At 53.1% G+C, this 26,231-nt stretch carries 13 protein-coding genes and 3 pseudogenes (1 of these 16 only partly in view); 9 read left to right on the top strand and 7 right to left on the bottom strand.

The features are described from left to right. Positions 1 to 142 precede the first annotated feature (142 nt). Positions 143 to 1,444: an aminotransferase class I/II-fold pyridoxal phosphate-dependent enzyme gene (locus tag CGZ75_RS11150; RefSeq protein ID WP_089524225.1), complete on the bottom strand. Its 1,302-nt coding sequence runs from the start codon at positions 1,442 to 1,444 to the stop codon at positions 143 to 145. Between the two features lie 208 nt (positions 1,445 to 1,652). On the opposite strand from CGZ75_RS11150, the gene CGZ75_RS11145 reads away from it, so the two are divergent. The 3 genes from CGZ75_RS11145 (at position 1,653) to CGZ75_RS11130 (ending at position 15,848) form a co-directional block, all read left to right on the top strand. Then, a complete protein-coding gene (locus CGZ75_RS11145) occupies positions 1,653 to 2,438 on the top strand; it encodes an AraC family transcriptional regulator (RefSeq protein WP_089524224.1) in 786 nt (261 codons plus the stop codon). Positions 2,439 to 2,609: 171 nt separating this feature from the next. After that, positions 2,610 to 11,066, top strand: a complete 8,457-nt coding sequence (locus CGZ75_RS11140) for a glycoside hydrolase family 94 protein (RefSeq protein WP_089524223.1) — start codon at positions 2,610 to 2,612, stop codon at positions 11,064 to 11,066. 315 nt (positions 11,067 to 11,381) lie between these two features. Further along, positions 11,382 to 15,848: a bifunctional 2',3'-cyclic-nucleotide 2'-phosphodiesterase/3'-nucleotidase gene (locus CGZ75_RS11130; protein ID WP_089524221.1), complete on the top strand. Its 4,467-nt coding sequence runs from the start codon at positions 11,382 to 11,384 to the stop codon at positions 15,846 to 15,848. A gap of 69 nt (positions 15,849 to 15,917) precedes the next feature. Here CGZ75_RS11130 and CGZ75_RS11125 read toward each other — a convergent pair whose 3' ends face one another. Continuing rightward, positions 15,918 to 16,553 carry a pyridoxamine 5'-phosphate oxidase family protein gene (locus tag CGZ75_RS11125; RefSeq protein WP_089524220.1) on the bottom strand — a complete coding sequence of 212 codons (636 nt, stop codon included), beginning with the start codon at positions 16,551 to 16,553 and terminating at the stop codon, positions 15,918 to 15,920. A gap of 151 nt (positions 16,554 to 16,704) precedes the next feature. Here CGZ75_RS11125 and CGZ75_RS11120 point away from each other — a divergent pair, with 151 nt between their 5' ends. Further along, a complete protein-coding gene (locus CGZ75_RS11120; RefSeq protein WP_089524219.1) occupies positions 16,705 to 18,336 on the top strand; it encodes an aminotransferase-like domain-containing protein in 1,632 nt (543 codons plus the stop codon). A gap of 97 nt (positions 18,337 to 18,433) precedes the next feature. Further along, the gene (locus tag CGZ75_RS11115) at positions 18,434 to 18,628 is read left to right on the top strand and encodes a hypothetical protein (protein ID WP_089524218.1); all 195 of its coding nucleotides are present in this window, start codon (positions 18,434 to 18,436) and stop codon (positions 18,626 to 18,628) included. Between the two features lie 75 nt (positions 18,629 to 18,703). On the opposite strand, the gene pdxR is transcribed toward CGZ75_RS11115, so the two are convergent. From pdxR to CGZ75_RS11100, 3 genes are all read right to left on the bottom strand, one after another. Beyond that, complete coding sequence (pdxR, locus tag CGZ75_RS11110) at positions 18,704 to 20,143, bottom strand: MocR-like pyridoxine biosynthesis transcription factor PdxR (RefSeq protein WP_089524217.1); 1,440 nt, start codon at positions 20,141 to 20,143, stop codon at positions 18,704 to 18,706. A 97-nt stretch (positions 20,144 to 20,240) separates the two neighbouring features. Continuing rightward, positions 20,241 to 21,026 (bottom strand): archaetidylserine decarboxylase, encoded by a 786-nt coding sequence (gene asd / locus CGZ75_RS11105; protein ID WP_089524216.1) that lies wholly within the window; start codon positions 21,024 to 21,026, stop codon positions 20,241 to 20,243. Positions 21,027 to 21,140: 114 nt separating this feature from the next. Next, entirely contained in the window at positions 21,141 to 21,971 is an 831-nt protein-coding gene (locus CGZ75_RS11100) for a tryptophan-rich sensory protein (protein WP_245850780.1), read from the bottom strand. Between the two features lie 375 nt (positions 21,972 to 22,346). Between CGZ75_RS11100 and CGZ75_RS11095 the strand changes: the two genes are divergently transcribed. Further along, entirely contained in the window at positions 22,347 to 23,495 is a 1,149-nt protein-coding gene (locus CGZ75_RS11095) for a glycosyltransferase family 4 protein (RefSeq protein ID WP_089524664.1), read from the top strand. Between the two features lie 411 nt (positions 23,496 to 23,906). On the opposite strand, the gene CGZ75_RS25200 is transcribed toward CGZ75_RS11095, so the two are convergent. Further along, on the bottom strand, positions 23,907 to 24,083 hold the full coding sequence (locus tag CGZ75_RS25200; protein ID WP_176444766.1) for a hypothetical protein: 177 nt from the start codon (positions 24,081 to 24,083) through the stop codon (positions 23,907 to 23,909). 95 nt (positions 24,084 to 24,178) lie between these two features. On the opposite strand from CGZ75_RS25200, the pseudogene CGZ75_RS11090 reads away from it, so the two are divergent. The 3 genes and pseudogenes from CGZ75_RS11090 to CGZ75_RS25790 all read left to right on the top strand — a co-directional run. Further along, a pseudogene (locus CGZ75_RS11090) lies at positions 24,179 to 24,370 on the top strand (HAD hydrolase family protein); the annotation flags it as partial. An 84-nt stretch (positions 24,371 to 24,454) separates the two neighbouring features. Next, positions 24,455 to 24,958 carry a hypothetical protein gene (locus tag CGZ75_RS11085; RefSeq protein WP_089524215.1) on the top strand — a complete coding sequence of 168 codons (504 nt, stop codon included), beginning with the start codon at positions 24,455 to 24,457 and terminating at the stop codon, positions 24,956 to 24,958. 277 nt (positions 24,959 to 25,235) lie between these two features. Further along, positions 25,236 to 25,940 (top strand): annotated as a pseudogene (locus CGZ75_RS25790) (IS30 family transposase); the annotation flags it as partial. On the opposite strand, the pseudogene CGZ75_RS11075 reads toward CGZ75_RS25790, so the two are convergent. Further along, positions 25,906 to 26,231, bottom strand: a pseudogene (locus tag CGZ75_RS11075) (GNAT family N-acetyltransferase); it runs 274 nt beyond the window's last position. The pseudogenes CGZ75_RS25790 and CGZ75_RS11075 sit on opposite strands and share 35 nt — an antisense overlap.

Raw genomic sequence — 26,231 nt, 5'->3', positions numbered from 1 at the left:
CTCCAATTTAACTGCCGCTGCTGACCTAAAAATTAAGGGGCCGCCCCTAAGTCATCTAACGATGGCTTTTTGGGACGGCCCCATTACTATTACCAGCTTATGAAGATTGCCGGGTTTGAAGCTGCGAGACATAAAGCAAGGCTTAAGCCTGCTTAACGTCCTCCACCGCTTTGTAGATACAATCAAACAGCTCTTCCAGGTTCGCTTCCTCTGTGCAGGAGAAAGCAACGCGCAGATCACTCTCGCCGAGAGCGATCGTGCCAACGCCGTATGCTTCGAGCAGACGCTGGCGGACGGACTCGGCGTTTACGCCATTAAGGCGCAGGCACATGAAGTAGCCGGAGTTAAATGGATAATAAGTCCAGGCCCCTTCTTCAAAACGATCGCTGTCCAGGAGTTGTTTCACGCGGTTGGCACGGCTTTTCATGATGGCGTATTTCTCAGCCTTCTGATTCTCAAAGTCTGGATCCTTTAGAGCACGCAGGATAAAGGTTTGAGAAGGATGCGGCCCGCTGGAAATGGTGGAGCGAATGATGCCAAGCGTCTTCTGCTCCAGAGCAGCGAGCACTTCCGGCGATTCCGATGCGTAAGTAACAAAGCCGACGCGGAAGCCCCATACATACTCTTCCTTGGTGGCCCCATCGACTTTGATCGGGAGGATGCGCTCATGCAGACCAGCGAGGCGTCCGAACAGCGACTCATGCACGGAATCCTCGAAAAATAGACCGAAGTAAGCATCATCTGTAACGGCTACAACAAGAATACCTTCATCGGCAGCAGCCTTGAGTGCTGCTACGATCTCGTCACATTCTTCGCGGCCTGGCGTATAGCCGGTCGGGTTGTTCGGGAAGTTCAGGATGACAATAGCTTTGCCTTTGTCACGCTGAGCCAAGAGAGCCTCGCGAAGGCCGGCGGCATTGAAGCGATTGTCGCTGTTGTAAAGCGGGTATTCAACGATTTGCGCTCCGCGGCGGATGCCGAAGGTCAGCTCGTAATTTTCCCAATTCTTATCCGGGATGATGACCGCATCTCCGGTGTCGGCGAATAGGTCCGCCACAATGCTGAGACCATGCGTCAGCGCATTAGTCGTAATCGGATTGCCGAAGGAACGACCATTCAGGGAAGGGTTCTCCTGAATCATCTTCTCGCGCCATGCCGTACGCAGCTCCGGCTTGCCCGCAGGAGGAGCATACTCATACAGATCCTTGGGATCATACGCGGATAGCGTGTCCTGAATCGACTTTAAATGCATCGGAACACCGTTCTCCGTAGCGATACCGATGGTAGCATTGAACTTTGTGGCTTTAACTTTAGCTTCGGCCGATTGGCTCAGAATGCCTACCTTCGGAAAATACAGCTGCTGTCCAAGATTTGACAGCATGGCAAAGACATGGGCGTTGCCTTTTTCCAGCGCAGTATTCAACTGCTGGGCGAGTGGGTTCATGATTCCTCTTCCGTCCTTCCGGGGATCGATGTGTCCGGGCCGCGTCGGTGCAGGTCCCGGCAGGCGTTGAACGTTCGGGTGTCATTATACCATTATTTGATCAATGGCGGGAGACATAAAAAGCAAACTTTCTCTGCCTTGCCGCAAGCCTAGTCGCTGGGTTATGATGACGAAAATAAATGAATTGCCTAAAATTCGGGAGGCTTGCATGCTGCGCGTACCGCCCTCATCTTTTGTTTTGTTGCCGTCCTTCGCCAAGATCGTCTGCGAGCCAGGCTGGAAATGGCCTCGCCGCGAAAAGCCGATGGCGAATTATGACCTGTTCTATGTCTGGAGCGGGGAAGGAGAATTGATGCTGAACAACGAGCCTTATCCGCTCGAAAAGGGCAGCTGTTTTCTTTTTCGCCCAGGCGATTATACAAGTGCCGTCCACAATCCGCAGAAGCCGCTTGTACTCACTTACATCCACTTCGATGTTGAAGGTGATTCGGGTGAGGTGCCGGAGCGGCATCGTGTTCTGGAGGATACGGTGGAATTCGAGTATCTCTTGTCGCGTTACGTCCGCCTGTTTCTCGTGAACCTGTTCGCGGCAGAGGAGGAAGCGCGGCTCATTCTCAAGCAGGTGATTATCCATCTGCTTCGGCATGACCAGCAAGCGCCAGTGGAGCGCAAAGCGAGCAACCAGCTTACGGAGGCGATTCAGGAAATCGCCAACTTCATCCGCCAAAACCCAGGTATATCCCACCGGGTGGAAGATCTGGCTGGACGAGCTGGGCTTTCGCCGCGTTATTTTAGCATCAAGTTCAAGGAGATTATCGGTATCCCGGTGCAAACGTATATGATCCGCACACGCATCGAGCGCGCCCAGCATCTGCTCATGCATGGAGGGATGAATGTGACCGAGGTGGCCGATGCACTGGGGTATCGGGATATCTTTTTCTTCAGCAGACAGTTCAAGCAATACACGGGTAAAAGCCCGTCGGAGATCCGGTAAATGCCGGATCTTTTTTTATTTTCAGCTGGAATCGTATCATCGAGCTTATCGGGCAAAATTATAAAATAACCGAACCTTGGGAATATTTAGAGGAGGTAACGGCTTTTTCCGGCATCCCTTCATTTGGGTGACGCGAAAAGGCCAGTCAATCCATGCAACCCAGGGGGACTCATGACGACGATGGAAGTATACATCAAGGCGGCTCGGCAGCTCGCCCTGATTCAGGATACGGCAAGAGGGCGCTCGCCAGGCCGACAGCAGCGAGAGCTTGCGAGGCGGTTAGCCTCCATGCAGGACTTCGCAGATCAGCTGCGCGCCGCTGGCAGCTCGCAAAATTGTGCGCAGCCCGCAGCAGAGTGGCTGCTCGATCATGCCGAATTTATCGAGGAGCAGGGCTATCATGCACGAATGGAGCTGCGCGAGGGAGGGCTGAGCCGTCTACCCTGGATTCGGCGCTCTGGTCATACCCGAGTTGAAGCCGTCTGTGACGGCTATTTGGATGCGGGCTCAGGCCAATACTCCCTGCCGTCTTTCAGAGCATTCATAGATGCCTATCAGGAGGTGTCCGTGCTTTCGTTGGCGGAAATATGGTCTTTGTCGCTTGCGCTCCGCTGCTGTATCTTTCGCAGGTTAGCGGAAGTATTCCATGAAGTGAGGCAGCGCCATGACGCCTGCATGAGCGTAGAAGGCATTCTGCGCAGCGCGATCTCGGCTGGCGGCCGGCCGGACACACAGTCGTTGACGGAAGCTTTGGACCGAAGGGGTCGCGACGTCATGTTGTCCGGTGCTGTCATCGCCCATCTAGTGTCCCGACTGTCGGAGTGGGCGGATGATTCAGAAGAAGTGCGCCAGTGGCTGCTATTGCGGCTGGACAACGGCAGCGAGAGCCTGTCCAGACTGAATGCGTACGAAACCCGGCTGCAAGCTTCTTATCAGATGGAGGCTGGACGGCTAATCGGGAGCTTGCGAGCGGCCGAGCGTACCTCATGGGAAAAAGAGCTGGAGACGCTCAGTCTGACGGAGCAAGTGCTGCGGACAGAAGCGAGCGGTATGTACGGCTTGCTTGACTCGGAGAGCCGAGCTACGCTGCGATCCGCAGCCGCCCGGCTTGCAGCTAGGCTGGGCCTGCCGGAGAAGCTGACCGCTGAGTACGCGGTCAAGCTGTCGGCAGAGCAGCTTGAAGCTTGGCGCAGCGGCTCCAAGTCGACTACTGGTGAAGTCGGTAACGGTGCGGCTTCTGCCGCGAGTGGCGGAACTGGGGCAAAAGATGGAACTGCGGCGAGCGACGCAGCTTCTGCCGCCGCTTCGCTTCCGCATGGAGAACTGCCGCCCCGCGCCGCTTATGCCGCCTATTATTTGCTGGAGCCAGAGGGTCGGCATAAACTCCAGCAAGCGGTATCAGGCTCCATCCGCTCCCGCCGCCTTCCCGAAAGCGGCCTAATGCGGCGGAGGTCAGGCGTTTACCTGTCGCTGCTTGGTCTCTTTTTCGTCGTGCTGGCAGTTGCACTTTTGCTCGCTATCGGAGGCGCATCGGGTAATGCTCTCTATGCCTGGGGCTGGGTGCTGGCCGGTGTTCTGGTGTTGCTGCCTGCATCGGAATGGGCAGTCGCGCTTCTGCATGGCCTGATTGGCCGCACAATGCCAACACGACCGCTGCTTCGTTATGATTTTGCTTCTGGAGTGCCGGATGATGCTTCCACGATGATCGTCATTCCTGTCATTTGGTCAAGCTCAACCGAAGTACGGGAAATGGCCAAACGTCTAGAGCTGCATTATTTAGCCAATCGTAATGATCGCTTTCACTTCGCGCTGTTAGGGGATTTCCCGGATGCTGCAGCAGAAGAAACGGAAGATGATCGGGTGCTTGTGGAGGAAGCTGCACAGGCGATCCGTGAACTGAATGAGAAGTACAGCCGTCCAGGAGGTACGACGTTCCATCTGTTGCAACGATCACGCAGCTGGAACGAGTTGGAAAACGTCTGGATGGGCTGGGAGCGCAAGCGTGGCAAAGTGGTCGAGTTCGCTCGGCTCCTGGATGGCCAGTCTGCAACCAGCTTCAAACATGTGGAATCTGACACGTCTATATATAGCCGTATTGCTTATGTCATTACGCTGGACGCGGATACCCAGCTGCCGATTGGCAGCGCGCAGCGCATGGTTGGCACGATGCATTTGCCGTACAATGCGCCGAGACTCAACTCTTCCAAAACAAGAGTGTCAGAAGGTTACGCTGTGCTGCAGCCGAGAATCGCCATCAGCAGCGGGTCGGCTTCGGAATCACGACTGGCTGCGCTTTGGGCAGGCAATCCCGGCATCGATCCTTATGCTTTTGCCGTTTCTGATCCTTATCAGGACGGCGTGGGGCAAGGTATTTTTACAGGCAAAGGAATTTTCCATGCGGGAATGTTCCGCGAGCTGCTAAGTAGCCGTATCCCGGACAACACGGTGCTTAGCCATGATCTGCTGGAGGGCGGTTTCCTCAGAGGGGGATTGCTTTCGGATATCGAGCTAGTGGATGGGCATCCCGCCACGTTCCGCTCCTGGCAAATGCGCCTGCATCGCTGGGTGCGCGGTGACTGGCAATTGCTCTGCTGGCTGAAACGGCAGGTGCGCGACTGCGCAGGAACGCCTAGACCCGTTGATCTCGGCGCGATTACACGTTGGCAGATCGTGGACAATCTACGGCGCAGCTTAATGTCGCCGGGACTTTATTTCATCGTGCTGTTGGCACCGCTGCTGCCTACCGGAACAAGAGGGGCGCTGCTAACTGTCGCTATACTGACAGCTGTGCTTCCGATGTTACAGTCGCTGCTGGCACCGGCTTATCTGCTCCGCCATCCCGGCCGATTCGGCTCGGCGCTGCTGCAGTCGCTGCTCACCGCGCTGACGCTGCCCTATCAGGCGTCTCTGCAGGTTGATGCGATTTTCCGCACGCTGTACCGGACTGGAGTGAGTCGCCGCAAGCTGCTTGAATGGACAAGCGCTGCAGATACGGACCGCGCTTCAGATCGCAGGCTGCTGGCCTTTCACTCCCCGGGAGCGCTGCTCGCTTTAATCGCGCCGACAGTGGCGTTTGCTGCAGGTTTGTCCGGCGGCTGGCTCACGATTTACGTGTTAGTAGCGGTTTTGTGGCTTGCCGCTCCGCTTTTGGTGACGTATTTGAATGGCCGGCCAGCTGTGGAAACGGCAAAGCCGACGGAGGAGCAAGGGCAAGAGCTGCGCGGACTGGCGGCCAGCATCTGGGCCTACTATGCCGATTATGCAGGCGAAGAAGATAATTGGCTCCCGCCCGACAATGTGCAGCTAGAGCCTGACAAAGGCGCGGCTCATCGCACGTCGCCGACCAATATCGGGCTAATGCTGGCCTGCACGGTGACGGCGCGAGACTTCGGTTTCATCAGCTCCGCTGAAATGGTGGAGCGGATGTCACGCACGATGGATACGCTGGAGCAGATGGAGCGCTGGCATGGGCATCTTTTCAACTGGTATGAGACAACCACTTTAAAACCGCTCCCGCCGAAGTATGTTTCAACGGTTGATTCCGGCAATCTGGTCGCCTATCTGATCGCCGCGCGGCAGGGAGTGAAGGATCATCTGGAGCTTGAGAAGGGAAGCTGGCATGATGGGGCTGTTCGGCTTATGGAGCGTCTGGAAACCTTCATGCAGGAAACGGATTTCCGTCCGCTTTACAACAGCGAATCCCAACTGCTGGCGCTCGGCTACCATGCTGATCAAGACCGGCGCGACGAGATTCTATATGATTTGCTCGCCTCTGAGGCACGGCAGGCTAGCTTTCTTGCCATTGCTCAAGGCCAGCTTCCAGCCTCGCACTGGTTCCGGCTTGGCCGGGGGCTGACTCGCATCGGACGCCGCCCAGCGCTGCTCAGCTGGTCAGGCACAATGTTCGAGTATCTCATGCCCGCACTCCTGATGCGTACGTATCGGGGCTCTCTTTGGGACAGCACGTACCGCGCCGTTGTACAAAGACAGAAGGATTACGCTCGCGAGAAGGGTGTTCCATACGGCATTTCGGAATCCGGGTACTATGGTTTTGATTACGATATGAACTATCAGTATCGAGCTTTTGGTGTACCGGGTTTGGGCTTCCAACGGGGGCTGGAGAAGGATCTTGTACTGGCACCTTATGCGGCCGTCATGGCGCTGCCTTGGGATATGGAAGAAGGTATGGCCAACCTCAAGCTGTACGAGGAGATGGGGGCCAGAGGCAAATATGGCTTTTATGAGGCGGTTGACCTAACTGCGTCGCGTTTGCCGGAGGGCTCCCCTTATCGTGTAGTTCGCAGCTTCATGGCGCATCATCAGGGGATGAGCTTGCTGACGCTCGGCAACATGCTGCTCGATCGCTCCATGGTGGAACGATTCCACGCCGATCCTCGCGTTGAGGCAGCAGAGTTGATTCTTCAAGAGCGGCTACCGGAAAAAGCTTCCGTCATCGCACCGCAAGCGCTCAAGGCAGGTGCATCCCGCAGCGCTCCGGTCGAGGAGGCTCGTCCAGCCCGCGAGTTCAATCATCCGGTGACTCCTGTGCCGGAGGTGTGCGTCCTATCCAATGGTTCGTTCACCTCTGTCGTAACCGCTTCGGGAAGCGGGCTGATTCGCAGCGAAGGTGTGTCACTTACCCGTTGGAGGGAGGAGGCACTGACCGATAGTTATGGACCCGCTGTGTACATCCGCGATTTAACCGGAGGACTCCTCTGGTCGCCGACCTTTTATCCAATTGGCAGCGAGGGTAGCGGAGCTTCGGCCCGCTTCCGTTTGGACAAGGCCGAGTTCCGCCGCCGGGAGGGCGGGATCGCCTCCAGTATGGACATCGTCGTAGCGCCGGAACATTCCGCGGAGCTTCGCATCATTACATTGGAAAATGAAAGTCGCGAAACGCGTCTGCTAGAAGTAACCACCTATCTGGAACTGGCGCTCGCGCCGCCATCCGTAGACGATGCGCATCCTGCCTTCAGCAAGCTGTTCGTGCAGACCTCGCATGACGAGACGAGCGGTGCCTTGCTCGCCTGGAGACGACCGCGCTCACCGGAGGATAAACCGCTCTGGGCCGTGCATATTCTGCATGCGGGTTCCGAGGAAGTCGGTCCCGTGGAATACGAGACGGATCGCGCCCGCTTCCTTGGCCGCGGGCATTCGCTGGCATCGCCGCGCTGCGCGGGCGAGCGGCTCAGCGGCTCCACAGGAGCGGTGCTGGACCCCGCTTTTGTGATGCGGCGCAAAATCCGCCTGGAGCCGGGTGAAAGAGCGACGCTAACCGCAGTCAGTGGCATGGCCGCCTCGCGCGGAGAGGCGCTGCAGCTCGTCCGTGAGCTGCTTGCGCCTGGCAAGCGCGAAGCCGCCTCCGAGCTTGCTTGGACGCTGAGCGTCATTTCGCTCCGCCAGCATGGCCTGAATCAGGCCGAGGCTGCCGCGATGCAGAAGCTTGCCGGACGCATCCTTTATACTCCGCCGCTATCCAGAGAGCGCGCGGAAGCTGTCCGGGCTAATCGCCTAGGCCAGTCCGGACTGTGGGCGCTGGGCCTCTCGGGCGACCTGCCAATTGTACTACTGCGGGTCGGAGATTTGGCTGACATGGCTTTTGCTCGCAGGATGGTGAATGGACATGGCTACTTGCGTCGGCTGGGGCTAGCCTTCGACCTTGTGCTGCTAAACGAGAGCAGCGAGGGTTACCAGCAGGAACTGCAGGATGCTCTTCAGGGGACGATTCAGGCTGCAGCCTCGTATCCGCCTTTCACTGTTGGGGGCGGAATGTATCCAATCGCCTCGTCCCGGTTATCGCCGGAGCAAGCGGCGCTGCTTGGAACAGCGGCAAGGGTGTCGCTGCGCGCAGACGGGTCAAGCCTCGGAGCGCAGCTTCGTGAACGAGCAGTTGAGGCGAGGGGGCCGGTAATAAAGGCATCTTCAGCCGACGGTCGAGTTGCTGATATTGTTTATTCAAAACGAGAATATTTAATGGAAGGAAAAAATGAAATTCCCAGCTCAATCACTCGTGATTCGAGAAATGCTGAGCAAGATGCTGTTCAGGATTTGCCGCCGGACGGCCTCGCGGTGCAGCTTGTCGATTGGGATACGGCTTCGCATCAAACTCGCAGGCGCACGGGCATTTCGGTTCAGCCGTTGGAGCCGGAGGCGGAAGATCTACTATTCTTTAATGGATGGGGAGGTTTCCAGCCGAGTGATGGCAACTATGTCATTCGCCTGCGCGAAGGTCATCCACTGGCCGTGCCGTGGAGCAATGTCATGGCGAATCCAAAGTTCGGCACATTAGTTACGGAGCGTGGAACCGGCTATTCCTGGTGGAGCAACAGCCGCGAGTTTAAGCTGAGTCCGTGGTCCAACGATCCGGTGCTGGATGCACCGGGCGAGCTGCTTTATGTCCGCGACGAAGACAGCGGCAAGTTCTGGACATCTTCTCCAGCTCCCGGCGAGCCTCGGGATTTCCGGGTCGAGCATGGCAAAGGTTTCAGCCGACTGCTTACCCGAATGGAGGGGCTGACTCAGGAAGCGAGCATCGCCGTGCATCCGGAGGATGCGGTCAAGGTTACGGAGCTGAGACTTCGCAATGACAGCGACCGAGTCCGAAGCCTGTCGGCGACTGCTTACTGCGCTTTGGTATTGGGCGTCAGTCGGGAAAGCAGCTCTTCAACGATCGTCACGGATTGGGACGTTGAAGCTGAGGCGCTCATTGCTCGTAATGCGTACCAGGAAACTTTCCAGGACGCTTCGGCGTTCCTGATGGTGACGCCGGATGGCAAAGGGGACCGGACACCGGCGGACTATACCTGCGATCGGCGTGAATTTATCGGTCCGGGACATGGACCGTACTGCCCGGCGGCGATGGGCCGCCGGACGCTGAGCGGCAGCTCCGGCACGTTTGCGGACAGTTGCGCCTCGGTCCGCCGCAGCATCGTGCTGGCGCCGGGTGAGGAGCGGCGAGTGTACGTCGTGCTGGGGGCGGCCGGCACTGGCGATGAGGCGGCAGCTTTGGCTCGCAAGTACGCATCCGCCGCAGCCTGCGCGGCTGTCCTTCCCGCAGCGAAAAAGCATTGGCAGGAGCTGCTCGGTCAGATCGAGGTCGAGACTCCGGACAAAGAGATGAACTTGCTGCTCAACGGTTGGCTTCTCTACCAGGCGCTTAGCTGCCGGGTATGGGCGCGAACAGCCTTTTTCCAGGCGGGTGGTGCTTACGGCTTCCGCGATCAGCTGCAGGATTCCTTGTCTCTGCTCAACGCTCGGCCGGATCTGTCGCGCCGCCAACTGCTGCTGAACGCCTCGCATCAATACGAGGAGGGAGATGTGCAGCATTGGTGGCATGAGGAGACGCATAAAGGCATCCGCACGAAGTATACGGATGACTTGCTCTGGTTGCCGTATGCGTCAGCTCGTTATGTGGTTCATACGGGGGATTGGGATGTATTTTCCGAAAAAGCTCCTTTTATCACGAGTAGCACTTTGACAGAAGAGGAACATGAGCGCTACGAGGCAACCGTGCTCTCTGGTAATGAGGGCACGCTGTATGAACATTGCATGCGCGCAATCGATAAAGGGCTGACGTCCGGGCGTCACGGCATTCCGCTTATGGGTATCGGTGACTGGAATGACGGCATGAACTCCATCGGTGACGAGGGTCGAGGAGAGAGTGTATGGCTTGGTTGGTTCCTTTGCGTCGTGCTGGAAAAGTTCGCTCCGATCTGCGACAAGCTCGGGGACGAGCTGCGGGCGGCCCATTATCGCAAGGAGAGGGAGCGGATTATGTCCGCTCTCAACGAACATGCATGGGATGGCGAGTGGTATCGCCGCGCCTGCACGGATGAAGGGAAATGGATTGGGACCAACTCCGGCAAAGAGTGCCGAATCGACGCCATCGCACAATCTTGGTCCGTCATCTCGGGCGGTGCTCCGCCTGAGCGGGCTCGCAAAGCGATGGGTTCCTTTGATCGGGAGCTTGTCGACCGCAACTTAATGCTCGCAAGGCTGCTGACGCCACCTTTTGACAAGACGGAGCCGAGTCCAGGTTATATCCAGGGCTACCCACCGGGTCTCAGGGAAAATGGAGCGCAGTACACGCACGGTGTGATCTGGAGTATCGTGGCTTGGTGCGTCCTTGGCGAAGGAGACAAGGCGACGGAGCTGTACCGGCTGTTGAATCCGGTCAGTCACGCTAAGTCGCCCGGCGATGTGCGCCGTTATGGCGCAGAGCCTTATGTCATGGCGGCAGATGTTTACACGACGGACACCTATGGCGGCAAAGCCGGCTGGACCTGGTACACGGGCGCATCCGGTTGGATGTACCAGGCGGGGCTGGAGTGGATTCTTGGAATCACTCGTGAGGGTAATGAATTGGTAGTACGGCCTTGCATTCCAGCGGAATGGCCATCGTACAGCGTACGCTACCGCCATGAAGGGGCAGAGTTGGACATTCGTGTACTCAACCCTCACAGGCTGAAATCTGTAGATGCAGTTCTATGCCTGAACGGCGAACGACCTGATGCGGGACAATCCGAGATGCGCTTGCCGTTGCCTAAAGAGGGTTCCGTAAAAAGTATTACCTTGATAATGGAACAACGTGTTGCAGAAGAGAATAATTCGAAAATGCATAAAATTTGAACAAAATTTCAGAAGGCGATGAACAACCTTGCAACGCTTATGGGCGTTTCGAGGTTGTTTTTGTTAGGAATATAGCTATATTACAAACGCTTAAAATAAAAATAATGTCATTTACTTTCAAAATGAAAAATGTTTATTATCGTATTTTTATGCATTTCCAAAATGTACTTACTGCTCAATTCGGAGCAAAATTCGACACGATGATATTTTTCTTTACATAACCTTTGTGAATATTTTATGATCTCTATGAATTTCGAATTTCTTCGGCTGTTATAATGTCGAAGTACGAAATGAAAAAGGGAGGATTCATTAAAGATGAGATGGAGTCCAAAATGGAACAAACCGACGGCATCCGTGCTGGCGGCATCCGTGCTGTCCGCGCAAGTGTTAGGCGGAGCTTTCCTGTTTGCAGGAGAGGCTGAGGCTGCGGCGGGAGATGCAACGGTTGATCTTCGTTTGCTAAGTACGACAGACGTACACACCAATGTGTATGGTTGGGATTACTTCAAAAATGCTCCTTCTATCACTGTAGGTCTTGACCGGACAGCATCTGTCATTGCTCAAGCCAGAACGGAAAATGAGAATAACCTGCTATTGGACAATGGTGACTTGATTCAAGGTACACCATTGGGAACTTATATGGCGAAGTTTTCCGATCTAGAGAGCAATCCTGCTGCTATCCATCCTATGATGGCGGTTATGAATTACCTCAACTATGATGCGGCAACTTTCGGCAATCATGAGTTCAACTACGGACTTCAATTTTTGAACCGAACTCTCGGAGATAAAACGAATGGACTTCCAGGTGCTAACTTCCCTTATGTAAACGCAAACATTTATAAGGTTGACGGCGACAACGACAAGAATAATGACCAGAATGCGTTTAAACCTTATGTTCTGATTCCCAAAACGGTCAGAGATTCCTCAGGCACCGAACACCAGATTGAAGTTGGTGTCATTGGCCTAGTCACTCCACAAATTATGGAGTGGGACAAAGTCAATTTAGAGGGTAAAGTTTATGCCGAAGATATCAGTACAACAGCAGCAAAATTCGTGCCGCAAATGCGGGCTGAAGGCGCTGACGTCATTGTAGCGTTAGCACACACCGGATTTGATGCCGCATCTACAGAAGGTGCTGGTGAGGAAAATGCGATCAACGCACTGACTAAAGTAGCGGGCATTGACGCTGTAACTTTCTCTCATTCCCACAAAGTATTCCCGGCTGCTACGGAAGCAGCTCTTGATGGCAGCTTTAAGGATCCAAACACAAAAGCTCCTTACAACACGCCGACTGCCCAAGTAGATAATGTTAACGGCAGAATTAATGGCACGCCGGCTGTACAAGCTGGTTTCGGGGGCAATAACCTTGGCCTAATTGATCTTAAGCTCGCTTTTGACGGTAGCAATTGGACGGTGGACAAGAATATCTCCAAAGCTTCCACTCGTTCCATTTTCAGAGTTGAGGTTCAAAATGGGAAAAATGTCAATGTCCCAAATGTGAGTCCTGACCTGAATGTCCAGAATCTTGCTGCTGAGGCTCATGAAGCCACTATTGATTACACCGGACAAAGGCTCGGCACGACATCTGCGCCGATGAACAGCTTCTTCTCGATGGTTCAAGACGATCCAACCGTGGAAGTAGTTACTGATGCACAGAAGTGGTTTGTACAAAACTATTTGAATGAGAAGAAGCCTGAGTATAAGGATTTGCCAATTTTAAGTGTAGGCGCTCCGTTCAAGGCTGGTCGCAACGGTCCAGCTGAATACACAGATATTAAGCAAGGCGATCTGACGATTCGCAGCGCGAGCGATCTATATCTGTATGACAATACGCTGAAGGCAATCAAGATCAAGGGCTCTGTCGTAAAAGAGTGGTTGGAAATGAGCGCAGGGGCGTTCAATACAATCAGTCCTCGTATTACGACGCCGCAGGCTCTGTTGAATTCGAAGTTCCAAGTATTCAACTTCGATATTATCGATGGCGTCAGCTACAAGTACGATGTAACCAAAAAGCCTAAATATGATCCAAACGGAAACGTCATTAATCCTACGTCCAGCCGTGTAACGGATCTGACTTACAATGGAACAGCGCTTGATCTCAACCAAGATTTTATCGTAGTGACGAATAACTACCGTCAAAGCGGTGGCGGCAATTTCCCAGGCGTTAAGGGATCTGAACTCGTCGTAGATTCCCAAGATGAAAACCGTCAGGTCCTGATGGATTACATCGTGGCTGAAGGACTAATTAATCCTGCGGTCGATAACAACTGGTCGTTGAAGCCGATTGAAGCGAACGTTAATGTTACATTCACTTCAACTCCAAGTGCAGCAGCTGTGCTGCCGGAAGGCATATCTTCTACGGGAGAGACGAATGCACTTGGCTTCGAGGTGTTCAAGCTTGATCGTTTAAAAGTTAAGCATGAGCCAGCTACCTCTGACGTTGAAGTCCACCTAATCGGTATTAATGACTTCCACGGCCAGATGGATACAGTATCCACAGTAAGCGGCAAGCCTGCTGGATCAGCAGCTTACGTAGCAGCTCATGTGAAAAAAGCTCGTGAGCAATATGAGAATATGCTTCTGTTCCACAACGGTGATTCGGTCGGTGCATCCGCTCCGGTATCCGCTCTTGAGCGCGACAAACCGACGCTGGAATGGATGAACATGATGCAGTTTGATGTTGGCTCCCTTGGCAACCATGAATTTGACCAAGGTATTGGAGCCCTGAAAGCTCAACTCTACGGCGGTAAAGATCCTAAGGACGGTAATATTGTGCATGGCGGAGTTGACTTCGACTATGTAAATGCTAACGTTATCGACACCGCTACGAATAAACCACTCATCTCTCCTTATGTTATTAAAGAGGTGGGCGGAGTGAAAATCGGCTTTATCGGCCTTGTTACCAAAGCAACGCCAAACAAGGTATCACCGTCCGGCACAGCTGGAGTGAAATTCCTGTCGGCTGATGAAGAAGTTGCAGCTGTAAATAATTATGCGATTGAGCTGCAGAAGCAAGGTGTAGAAACGATTGTTGTTCTGGCGCATGATCCTGCTAAAACCTCCAAGGTTGATGGTAAGGATGTAACCGTTGGAGAATCTGTGGACTTGGCTAATAAGCTATCTGCGGATTCACCGGTTGACGTTATCGTCGCTGGCGATGATCATGCTTTTGCTAATCAAGTCATTAATGGCAAGCTGATTGTACAAGCCTATTCTTACGGATCTGCTTACGATGATATCAAATTGATCATCGATCCTATTACCGGCGATGTAAAAGAAAAATCGGCTGTTATTAAAACACTCTTCCATGAAGGCATGACTCCAGATCAGGCAACATTGGATCTCGTCAAGTCTTACATCGACAAACATCCTGAGCTGACGGAATCTGTTGGTTCGACGGATGGTACTATTACACGCACGGATTCATACAACAATGAATCTGCCCTTGGTAACCTGATTGCTGATGCAATGCGTAATGCTTCGTTCGAAGGTTATGCTACAGCAGCTGATTTTGCCTTCATGAACCCGGGCGGCATCCGCGCCGATCTGCCTAAAGGCTCCATTACTTACGGCGATCTGGCAAAAGTTCAACCGTTCGGCAACATGCTCGTTAAGCTGACCCTGACTGGCGCGCAAGTTAAAACGTTGCTCAAGCAGCAATGGGGTCTGAACGCGAACGGAACGCCTAACACTAAAACTCTGCAAATTTCCGGTCTGAAATATACGGCTGACTTCAATCTTCCGGTTGAAAGCCGCATCACAAGTATTACGACCGAAAATGGAGCACCGATTGAAGATAACAAAACGTATACGGCCGTTGTCAATGATTTCATGGCAGGCGGCGGTGACAACTACAAAGTATTAACTGAAGCAACAAACAAAGTTGTTGGAGACAGCGACTTGAAAGGCTTTACAAACTACGTTCTCGCTAAGTTCAATAAAGGCGCAATTACGGCTAAAGTTGAAGGGCGTATTACGAACATCAAGGCTGCAACGCCAACGCCAACACCGGTGCCAACGCCAACACCAGAACCAACCGTAACGCCAGAACCAACCGTAACACCAGAACCAACGGTAACACCGGAACCAACAGCAACACCAAAGCCGGCTGAAACACCGACGCCTTGGTACCCAATGCCAACGGCAACACCAGCACCAACGGCTATTCCTTCGGCTACGCCTGCACCTAGCGCGACTCCAGCGCCAAGCGCAACGCCTACGCCAGCTCCGGTCTTCAATGACATTGCTAATCTGGCTTGGGCCAAAGCAGCAATTGAAGAGCTAACGGCAAAAGGTATCATCAAAGGCATGACAGACGGCAAGTTTGCTCCAGCTGAAGAAGTTACGCGTGCGCAATTCGTGACGATGATCGTTCGCGCTCTCGGCCTGACTGACTCCACGTCTTCGGCTTCCTTCTCTGATGTAAAATCAGGTGCATGGTATGGGGATTCAGTTGCCATCGCAGTGAAAGCAGGTTTCGTTAAAGGCAGCGGCAATGGCAAGTTTGAGCCAAGCCGTGACATCACTCGTGAGGAAATGGCGATTATGATCGCTAATGTCCTCAAGTACCTCGACAAGCAACCGACGGTAGATAAAAACGCCGAACTTGCTAAATTCGAGGACAGGGCAAAAATCGCTTCCTACGCACAAGAAGCTGTGGCTCAGCTCCTGAGCTCTGGCATTCTTAATGGTATGGACGCGGATTCCTTCGCTCCAAAAGGTCTGGCTACCCGCGCTCAAGCTGCGGTTATTCTTTCCCGTATGCTTGCGAAAACAGCTTAATTCAACTGCTTAAAACAAAAGCTTCGCTCTCACCTTCGGGTGGGAGCGGAGCTTTTTTGAATTCTATTCCTATGTTTCATCCAAGCCGCCTACCGAAGGAGCATACTTCCGCATCAGCCCGGCTGTCTCGTGGTCGAATGGGCAGCCTCTTTGCTCCAGCTTATCAGCGAGCTTCTCGCGTTCTTCCTCCTTGAGGTTCTGCCCAAACTTGAACTTGGCGCTCACTTCCGATACGGTCAGCCGTACTACGGCTACACCTTTCAGATTGCCCTGGTATCTCTCATCATCCGCCGCAATCGGCAAATGCCCGCCTTCTGGCTGGAGCTTGGCCATCATGGCTTGCAGAGCTTCCGCTTTTTCGACGAGATCCTCGACAGGAGCGGCTGTGCCCCGTAGCAGCACCGACTTGAAGTAGGCCGTTGCCGGACAGGCAAGCTCTGAATCGTCAATGTAGTAGGACGGGATAAGCGCATATTCGCGGGCAACGCAGAAAGAAACTTCTTGATTTGCCTTTAGGTTCTTCATTTTCTCCCCAGCGCGGCTGCCGTGAAAATAAATATTGCCATTCAGGTAAACAAAATTCAGTGGCGTTATGCCAGGTGAACCATCCGGTCGGACGACTGCCAAAAAGCCGAAGCTCATCTCATGCAAAAACTGCTGCAGCTCTGCAGTGTCGCGGCTTTCATCGAATTCTTTTCTTCTCATCCCAATCATCCCCCTGGAAGTCTATGCTCGTTTTCTCTTGTACTCTTGTCTCTTAAGGTTTACATTAAGGGGAAATTGGCAGTAGAAGAAGATCCGATTTTCACTAATTTGAATAGACCACTTTGGAGTAACTCAACAAGGGGCATGGAAAATGGATATCAGGCTATCTTATGAAAGAAGGCTTGAGCAGAGCGCCAGTAAAAGGGAAGCTTTATATGAATCGCTCAAGGAGCTCATTCTGAATGGTGGTCTTCCAAGCGGTGAGCGGCTGCCAAGTTCGCGCAAGCTGGCGGAGCTGTACGGCCTTTCCCGAGGTACGGTAAGCCAGGCTTACGATATGTTATATGCCGAAGGTTATGTACGGGGCGAGCAGGGAAGCGGGACGTATGTAGCCTTTCGTCGATCCGATGTTGGAGGACGAGCTCAGGCGCATGAGGAGGCGCATGAGGATGCTGCAAAAGAGGGAGTGGACTCAGGCAGCAACTCCTTAAGGTCGACCGAAAACTCAGAAGGCCCATCTTTCGTAATGAGCGAATGGTACCGCCGCTTAGAGGCGGCAGGAACTCTATATCCGGGGAGAACGTCCTCTTACGGAATTGAAGGCTGGACAGGAACGGAACGGATACCAGTCATTCAAACAGAAGAAGCTAAGGAGCCACTGCTAGGGAGACTGGGACGTAATGCCTCGTTATTCGCTTCGGGACAGACGGATTTCCGGCTATTTCCTACTCGGGAATGGAAGCAGTCCCTGCATGCCGCTGTGCGTGACTCGCTGGAGCGGCCGATGGAGGACGGTTATCGGGAATTGCCTGGCGTTGGGAGCTTGCGGTTACGCGAAGCGATAGCCTCCATGCTGCTGAGGGAAAGAGGAATCACGGCCCGTCCAGAGGAGATTGTAGTCACGAGCGGGTCTAAGCAGGGGCTTGCTCTAATTTTGCAAATGCTGGCTGGCCCGGGAAGCGCCATTGTTTTGGAAAACCCTTGTTATACCGGTATCAAGGAGGCTGCGGCCGCAGCCGGTGCTTCCATCATTCATGCCGAGGTGGATGAGCATGGCATCATTCCTGGCGATTGGGACGCCGTGCTCGCTGCGGTGACTCCGAATCGGCAGTTCCCAACAGGAGCTGTGCTACCTGCTTCTAGACGTTCGGAACTGCTGGCTTGGGCAGAGAAGCGCGGGGCGCTGCTGCTGGAAGATGACTATGACGGAGAATTCCGCTACACGGGGCGACCCGGAGAGCCGCTTAAGTCGCTTGACCGTAGTGGACGCGTCATCTACCTGGGCAGCTTCTCCCGCACGATGTACAGCGGGCTTCGCATCGGCTATATAGTTGCACCGGCTTGGCTCGTGCCGCGACTAGTCCGGGCCAAAACCTTTTACGAGCCCTATGCATCCGGGCAGCTGGAGCAGCTTGCAATGGCCCGGTTCATACAGGAAGGCCGCTATGCTCGACATCTAGGACGCATCCGCAGAGAGTACAGGCGTCGCCTCGCAGCGCTGCATCATGGACTGGAATCGCTTCCTGGTAAACCTTTCCGCTGGCGACCGGCCCATGCCGGACTGCATCAGTATGCGGTATGGAGCGGCTCCCAAGAGAGTTATGATGGGCTGCTGGAACAAGCGCGTAGGCTAGGCTTGGCCTGGGCCGACGGCAGGAGGTATCAGGAAGTGGCGGACAAGGCGGCAGTTTTGGCGCCTGGTGCTTTGTTTGGTTTTGCTCATTTAACCGAGGAGGAAATTAAGCAAGGGATGAAGCAACTGGCTGAGGCTTGTTGGAGTTAGAAGTGGATGGGTCAAAAAGTTTGAAAGTGGATGGTGTTGGCCGCTGGCCCTTTCATTATAATGAGGTCATTCTAAGGGAATGAAGGGGGAATCCGGTATGGGTTCGATCATTCTTATCCTTCTCGTTATGCTTGCCGGAACTGCTGCAACAATCATGATCGGGCAATCCAAGAGCAACAAAGAAGCAAATACGGGTTATTCCGAGCATTCCGGGAAAAAATGGGCAAGGTTAAGCTGGATTTACGTGGTGAGTGTCGTGCTTATCGCCATTATCCTCTTATTTGCAATTTAGTGAAATGAAGTTGCATCAGCAGCAAAAACGAAACGAACCGCCTTCCAGAGAAGGCGGTTAATTGTGCTTCCCTCATCAGAAAAGATCCAACTTCTCAGCGGCCTCTCGAAGCGCTGCAATGCCCCGATCAATATCACCTGCATTTGCTCGTCCAAACGTAAGCCGGAGACAGCCCGGCTCTGAGCCGTAAACACTGCCCGGACCAAATACAAAACCGTTGCGGATCGATTGTTCCAACAGTCGGTTTTCGTTGTAATCGGCTCCGATTTTGCACCATAGATGTATTCCGCCGCGAGGCTCTAGAAACTCCGCCCTACCTTGAAACTCTCTGCGCAAGGCTGCTGTTACCATGTCTCGCTTGAACTGGAGTTCTCTGCGCAATCGCTCCAGATGTGGAACGAACTGAGGCGAGTCCAGAAAGGTGGCAACAACCTGCTGTGGAATGACGCTCAAGCCAAAGTCCATCTGCTGCCTGGCATCCGCCAATCTCTCCACAATAGCGCGCGGAGCGGCCATCCAGCCGATTCTCAGGCCTGAGGCAGCGATTTTGGAGAAGGATCCGATATAGATGACGGAACCGGTCGTGTCCAGCGCCTTCAGCGGAGCGGGTGGCTCGCCGTCATAGGCGGTCAAGCTGTACGGATCATCCTCGATGATCGGAAGCGCAAGTTCGCTGGCAATGTCCAGTACTTTGCGCCGGCGCTCCTCGGAGAGCAGAGTCCCTGTCGGGTTCTGGTAATTTGGATTGAGGAAGACCATTTTGATCCGATGCTTTTTATATAATTGACGGATGTCCTCGGGTTGAACACCATGTTGATCGAGGGGCAGCCGGAACACGCGAAGCCCTGCAGTCTGGAACATAGGCAGCGAGAAGCAGTACGAAGGGTCTTCAATGGCGACGGCGTCCCCAGGTGACAGCAGACAGCGGATGATCAAGTAAAGCGACTGCTGCGAACCTGAGGTGATGAGCAGCGATGATTCGGTCGTGTCGATACCTCGGTGACGGTTGAGATAGCGGACAAGAGCTTCCCGCAGAGGCGGGTAACCCTGTGGATTGTCATAACCGAGATAGGACATAGGTCTGTTCTGGCTCATGATCTCGGCAATTTCCTGAGTTGGGGCGAGATCACCCGAGAGTTGGCCGCTGGCCATATCGATAAGCTCGGGGTTTTGCTGCAGCGCTTCGCTTATTTTTCTTAGAAAAGGCGGATTCCGCACCATGCTGCTGTCGTCTGCATATTGGCTCCAGTTCGGCGTATGTTTCGGAGTCTCCTCGCTGTCCGCTAGGCTCACTCTAGTTCCGCTTCCGCTGCGGCTTTCAATTAAGCCGATTGAGCGAAGTTCGCTGAACGCCAGTACGACTGTGCTGCGGTTAACACCGAGCTGTCCAGCCAGCTTTCTTTCGGAAGGAAGCCCGCTGCCGGGAGGGAATTCTCCGCAACGAATCTTTTGCGCCAGATGTTCCGCGATTTGCATATATAAGGTTGTCCCGCTGTTGCGGTCAGGACTCCACATGAAGTTCACCTTTTCCGAGTTTGTTCTACAAAACTAGCCTTGGTCCGGCGTTGCGCCGTAACAAGGCTAGTTGGTGGTTGTACGTCATCATCCTGGCTCAGGGAGCCAGCTGGCCTAGCTTCTCGCCCATGCGGACCTTCAGGCCGACGGCGAGATCTTTTCTCGGGATGAAGCTATCGTCTTCGAACAATAGGACTACCGTAGAACCGAATTCAAAGTAGGCGAGCTCATCTCCCTTAGCTACCTGCTCCCGCTGCGGTTCCGTATACTGGATGCTGCTCACATTCAACGCGCCGACTTTTACTACTGCAAGCTCTGAGGAGCCATGCGACATATAAGTGACGAGCCGCTCGTTGCGGCTGAGAACGCGAGTCATGCGGGTAAGCCCGAACTCGTTGACCGGGTATACCCGGCCGGGAAGATGCTCCCTCTCTATAATCGTCCCATCCACGGGGGCATGAATGCGGTGATAATCTGTCGGGCTTAGATAAAGAACGGCATAATAACCATTCAAGTAGTTGCCGGTACGCGGCGAACGGTTCAACAGCTCATCTACTGTGTAATCCTGTCCCTTGATGCCGAGCATTGTACCTTCTTTGATGAAGCCCGCTCCAGTTACCAAGGCATCGACGGGACTTGCCACGGCGTCCGGGCTGTCATCGATGACTCGCATACCGGGCTTCAGCCGGCGGGTGAAAAAATCGTTGAGCGTCGCGTATTCATCAAGAGCCTTCTCGGCCTCTTCCGTGCGAATCCCATAGGTGCGGGCAAAACGGGGGATGAAGCCCCGGCTGGCTCGGGATTTGGCTAGTCTGCCCGTTGTGCGGGAGAGCCATTTGCGAGAGCCAAGCTCCGTCATATTTCGGAATAACCAGGTCCACATGCCTCCGAAGTCACGTCCTTTCGCGGCCGTCACTCCTGGAATCTAGCACTTGATTCCTGAGGATAGGCCATCCCGACTAGTTTGCCATATTTGCCGGGAAGAAGCAATTCCGCGCTAGAGGCGACACTGGCGGCAGCGACGCCAAACTTGAATAAGAGAGGAGGCGAGGAGCAGCGCGACAAGGGTCCAACTAAGAGTAGAAGCATCACTTGGAATTCCTTCTTTGATCGCGATACCGCTCAGCGCCCAGGCTTGCACAAGTCCGAAGAACGGATCACGGTATAGCCAGCTTATCAAAATACCTACGAGAGCGGCTGCAACCAGGCCTATAATTAGCCATGTTTTATCGTCTAATCCAAAGCCGCTCCAGTCGAGATCATAGAGGAGCACCGTCACATTGACAATGGTCGCCACCGAGATCCAGCCTAGATAGAGGCTGAATGGCAATTGGACGAGAAAGACTGTTCCTGGCCCAGCCGTCCCACCGGTAGGTGCATAAGCACCTCTACCTGTTGCGGCCGACCGTCCACTCCGCTGAACGCGGTGATAAATCACGATGAGCGTAAGCAGCAGGAGAAGCATAATGAGGACGCTAAGGGCGAGCTGTTCATAATGCCAAGCGACGATCCAACCTGCGTTCAATAGCGTGTTAACGAAAAACCAGCAACGGATTCCTTTAACTGAACCTTTGGATGCACCTGTGCGGGTCCACTGATAAACAATAAAACCAGCTAGCAGCACATAAATGACGCTCCAGATGGAAAACACGTAGCCAGGTGGCGTTATCAGCACCGGGTATTTGTCGGACAGCTCACCGGTCGTTTTGCCCGCTAGGGGCAGAAGCTGAGCGAGCGCGTTCACTGCGATCATGAGAATGAAGCCGACAGTGTTCAGTAACCGGAGCCGTACAGGAATCGTGATGTCTTGCTGCTGGGGCGATTTCATAAGTCTCCTCCTTGGGAACGATGTGCAAAAAAGGTCGTTTGAACGTTTGTTACGCAAACGTACACTTTAATAAATATTCACCTTGCCAGAGTTTCATTAACCAATCTTAATGTTAACTGTCAAAACGTGTCACCCCACCGCGCACTGGGAGCCGCGCCGTATTCAAGAAAGGATTGTCCCTTCAAGGCGGATGCCCGTTGCCAGCGAGGGAATGGGAGAATAACTTATATCTAGCTGGGTTAAGCGGATTTAAGCAGATCCAATAAGATTTAAGCAGATGCGATAAGATGCAAGCATATGAAGTCAGAGGAAGCGGAATCGGTAAGATGCATTCATATGCAATCCTCCATGCGGGCGGTTAAGGAGAGCGGCAATGTGGCGAAGCTTAAAATTGCAATTGTGACACCGGGATCTTATCCGATTCCTTCTGCAGGCAGCAGTTCAGTCGAGCGAGTAGTGGAGAAAATGGTTCCCCTAACCGCGCATGCCGTCGAGCCGGTCATTTACGGGCGGAGCGCGAAGGGGCTTGGGCCAGTCGGCCAAATCGGAGGGGTAAGCTGCTATCGTTATCCGGCAGTCGACAAGTCGGCTTATGTTAAGCAGGTGAGTATGTCTGTTCGGAAGCACGCGCCGGACCTGATCGAGGTAGAGAATCGACCAGGTTATGTTTTGGCGCTGGGTAAAAATCACCCCGGGGCGAGAATATGGCTGAACCTGCACTCCTCTTCGTTCATCGGGACAGGAACGATCAGCCGCGAGCGATTGCGCGCAAGCTTCCAGAGGGCGGAAAAAATCATCGTCAATAGCGAGTTCCTACGTGACGAGGTCATCCGCAGAGTACCTGAGGCAGCGCCTAAGCTGCGCGTGGTTCACATTGGCGTGGAGACGGAGCGCTTCCTGTCCCGCTGGGAGTTGGAGGGGACGCTCCAACGGGAGCGGCTGCGCTTGCAGCGCGGCTGGGCGGGCCGCGATGTGATCCTGTTCATGGGGCGGCTGATCCCGCTCAAAGGAGTTCATCATTTGCTGAACGTGATGCCACGCATCATTCAAGAGCATCCACAGACGCTGCTTGTCGTTGTCGGCAGCCCTTTTTACGGATCACATCGTTCAACAAGCTACAGCCGGATGCTGTTGCGCATGGGGGAGAGCTATAGGCGGCATATCCAATTCGTGCCTTACGTTCCTTATACGGAAGTTCCGGATTGGTTTCTCGCGGCAGATGTAGCCGCAGTGCCTTCCGGTGCGAGGGAGGCATTCGGACTCGTGAACGTCGAGGCGATGTCCTGCGGCATTCCCGTCGTTGCTTCGCGGGCTGGCGGCATTAAGGAGATTGTTGTCGACGGCGAGACCGGTTATCTCGTTGATCCCGAGAGGCTTGAGATGGAGCTAGGCGATCGGCTGCTTCAACTGCTTAAAGACCCGTCGCTGCGCGAAGAGCTGGGCCGGCGCGCCCGGGAGCGCGTGGAGGAGCAGTTTACTTGGCAGGCGGCGGCGGAGCGCTGGTTGAAGCTTTTGGAGGAGTAGAGAGATTTGGGGGCAGGCTTTAGAACGAGGAATACTCGGATGTTGTATGTATAACTCTCCAAGTCGTTACTTTTTCGTTACCCGATTGGAGAGTTATTAATTTAGAGAGTTCAACTTACTCAACGATCACTGTATAGCCGAGACCTCTTGCACTGACCGGCCCAGTCGTAGTGATTCGGGTAATATAGAAATCTCCTATTGATCCATTCATCTGGAACTGGACAGAACCCAAATGCTCGCCACTTGAGTTATCTACCCCATAGTGGGCGGTGGCACTGGCTTCCCAAGGGAATGAGACCGTCAGCTCGAAGCGGGATGTTTGGCCGGGAAGGACAATTTGCGGATAAGGAGCGGGTGCGCTTCCCACGACCCAATCGAAATGGAGTGTGAGGTTCGTCGTTCTATTGTCAACTATAAATCTTTGCGTGGCTGCGATAGAGGACGAACCGTCATCCAGTGAGCCGATACCGGCTTGAGCTTTGGAAAAAGTACAATAACGATGACGAGCAGAATAAACAGAACCAAAATCATACCTATGCTTGATCCTTTAAAATTACTGATTTTTACAACTTCGTGCCTACTATCCATGTTAATCTATCTCCTTTTAATACAATGATGGAACTTCTATTAACATGGTATGAGGTAGAAAGGTATGGGGACCCTAACATCTGCCCCAATAGAATTTGGAGAGAAGACAGTGTGGGCTACAAAATTGTTTTTTTGACATTGATGGCACGTTAATTAATGAGCATAAGGAAATACCGGCGGATACGATTAAGGCGATTGCGGAGTTGTAGGAAAGCGGCGTAGAATCAGTTATTGCAACGGGCAGAGCCCCGTACTTCATTAAGCCGCTCGGGATTGAATCATTTGTTTGTTGAAATGGTGGACAATCATACAATCAACTCTACTTATATCACATATAATATATTATTCCACCATAATTAGGAGATGATTGAATGAAGCCTAAAGTACCGGCGAAAAAGCTAGTGAAGGGTCAAGCAAAGAAACCAGCAAAGAGCAGCATGATGCAAATGAAATTGAACAACCTGTTGAAAAAACATGTACGGATGAGTCAACAATCGAGTGGAAACAAGTCGGGGCAGCAAGGCCGCTCCGTAATTCGCAGCACGGGCGTTCTCAAAAAAAATCCAACCATAAAGGAGGCCCAAATCGATTTTATGAACCGCCGCTCTTCGGAAGTAACGGCAACTATTTTGTATATTAATTGGGATTCTAATAATCCGCAACTTATTGCGACCCAGAGCGATATCGTACCGTCTAATACCCTTGCTCAATTCAGCAATCCAATTCTTGATGTAGAGTTTCATTACGAGATAGTGGTTATTCAGTCCCATACTGCTAACGTAATCGTTAATTACTTTGGAAGCGACATTGTGAGTGCTCCGCAAACCGGGAATGTTGTTTTGGATCGGGACCTTATTCCAATTAAATTATTGTAAGCTTGGCATTTAAGAAATAAGCGGCTAGCGGCATATTAAGGAGCGGTTCCAACGGGAACTGCTCTTTTTCAACCAAGGCTTGCCCGAATCCAATTCTCTCTTGAGTGCCAAGCGGACCCGCTTGCACAAGAAAGAAGGTTGAACAACTTTTCCGAAAAATATATTATACATGACGGATTGTAATATGAAGTGCGACACCTAGAAAACAAAAAGGCCCATGCTGGTTTCGTGTAAAATGGAAGTTACCAGACCACCATTTTCTACAGGAGAACCCAACATGAGCTACTCCCATTTTAGCCTAATTGAAGGTGGACAACTAGAAGCCCTGCATCGGCTAGGCTGGTCAACCCGAGCTATCGTGTCGGAAACCTGGTCGCCCGAGCAAGTCGCAGAGAAACGACGAGTCGAGGGCAGCACCTTCGTGTCCTTCAAGACCATTTACAGGTAGCTCTATTGCGGGCTTGTTGCAGCCGGCAAGATGAAGGTACTGCGGCATAAAGGAAAACGTCAGAAGCCAGTGGAGACGCGTGGCCGCTTTCGGATTGGAAGCTCCATCAGCCAACGTCCAAAAGGGGTTCGCACACGTACCTCTTTTGGCCATTGGGAGCTGGATACGGTGGTTTCAAGCCGTGGAAAAAGCCGTGCCTGCGCAGCGACCTTCACCGAACGGAAGACGCGCCTTTACGTAGCCGTCAATATGCCCGATCGGACGGCTCATTCCATGGAAATCGCCTTGGGTGTAGTCGCGAGCCAATACCAGCAGGGAATATCTCAAACGGCGACAACGGACCGAGGAAAAGAGTTCGCTTGCTACAAGAATATGGAGGCTTTTCACGATGTGAAGGTCTATTTCGCAGACCCCTATTCTTCTTGGCAGCGTGGCTCTAATGAGAACGCAAACGGCCTTCTCCGAGAGTTTTTTCCTAAAGGACACGACTTTGCGGATGTCACCGATGAACAACTGGCGGACGCATTCCGGGTGTCGTACTTAGCTTTACAATCCGTCGATTCAAATAAAAATAAATTAGATTATCTCTAAGTTCAATTTCCCTCTCGAAACTTAATTTCTTAAGTAAATTTATTGACCTTTCATTCTCCGGCTCAACAGTTGCATCAATAATCGTTAGCCCCATCGTATTAAATCCAAAATCAATTACTGCTTCTATTACTTCATACATAAGACCTCTGCCCCAGTGTTGCTTAGATAAATCAAACCCGACCTCTGCTGTAAAGTCATCATTAGTGTTTCTTAAATAGTGAAATCCACATGTGC

Source organism: Paenibacillus herberti (assembly GCF_002233675.1).
Taxonomy (GTDB): domain Bacteria; phylum Bacillota; class Bacilli; order Paenibacillales; family Paenibacillaceae; genus Paenibacillus_O; species Paenibacillus_O herberti.
Note: the sequence above shows the minus strand (reverse complement) of the source record. Positions and strands in the feature narration are given on the sequence as shown.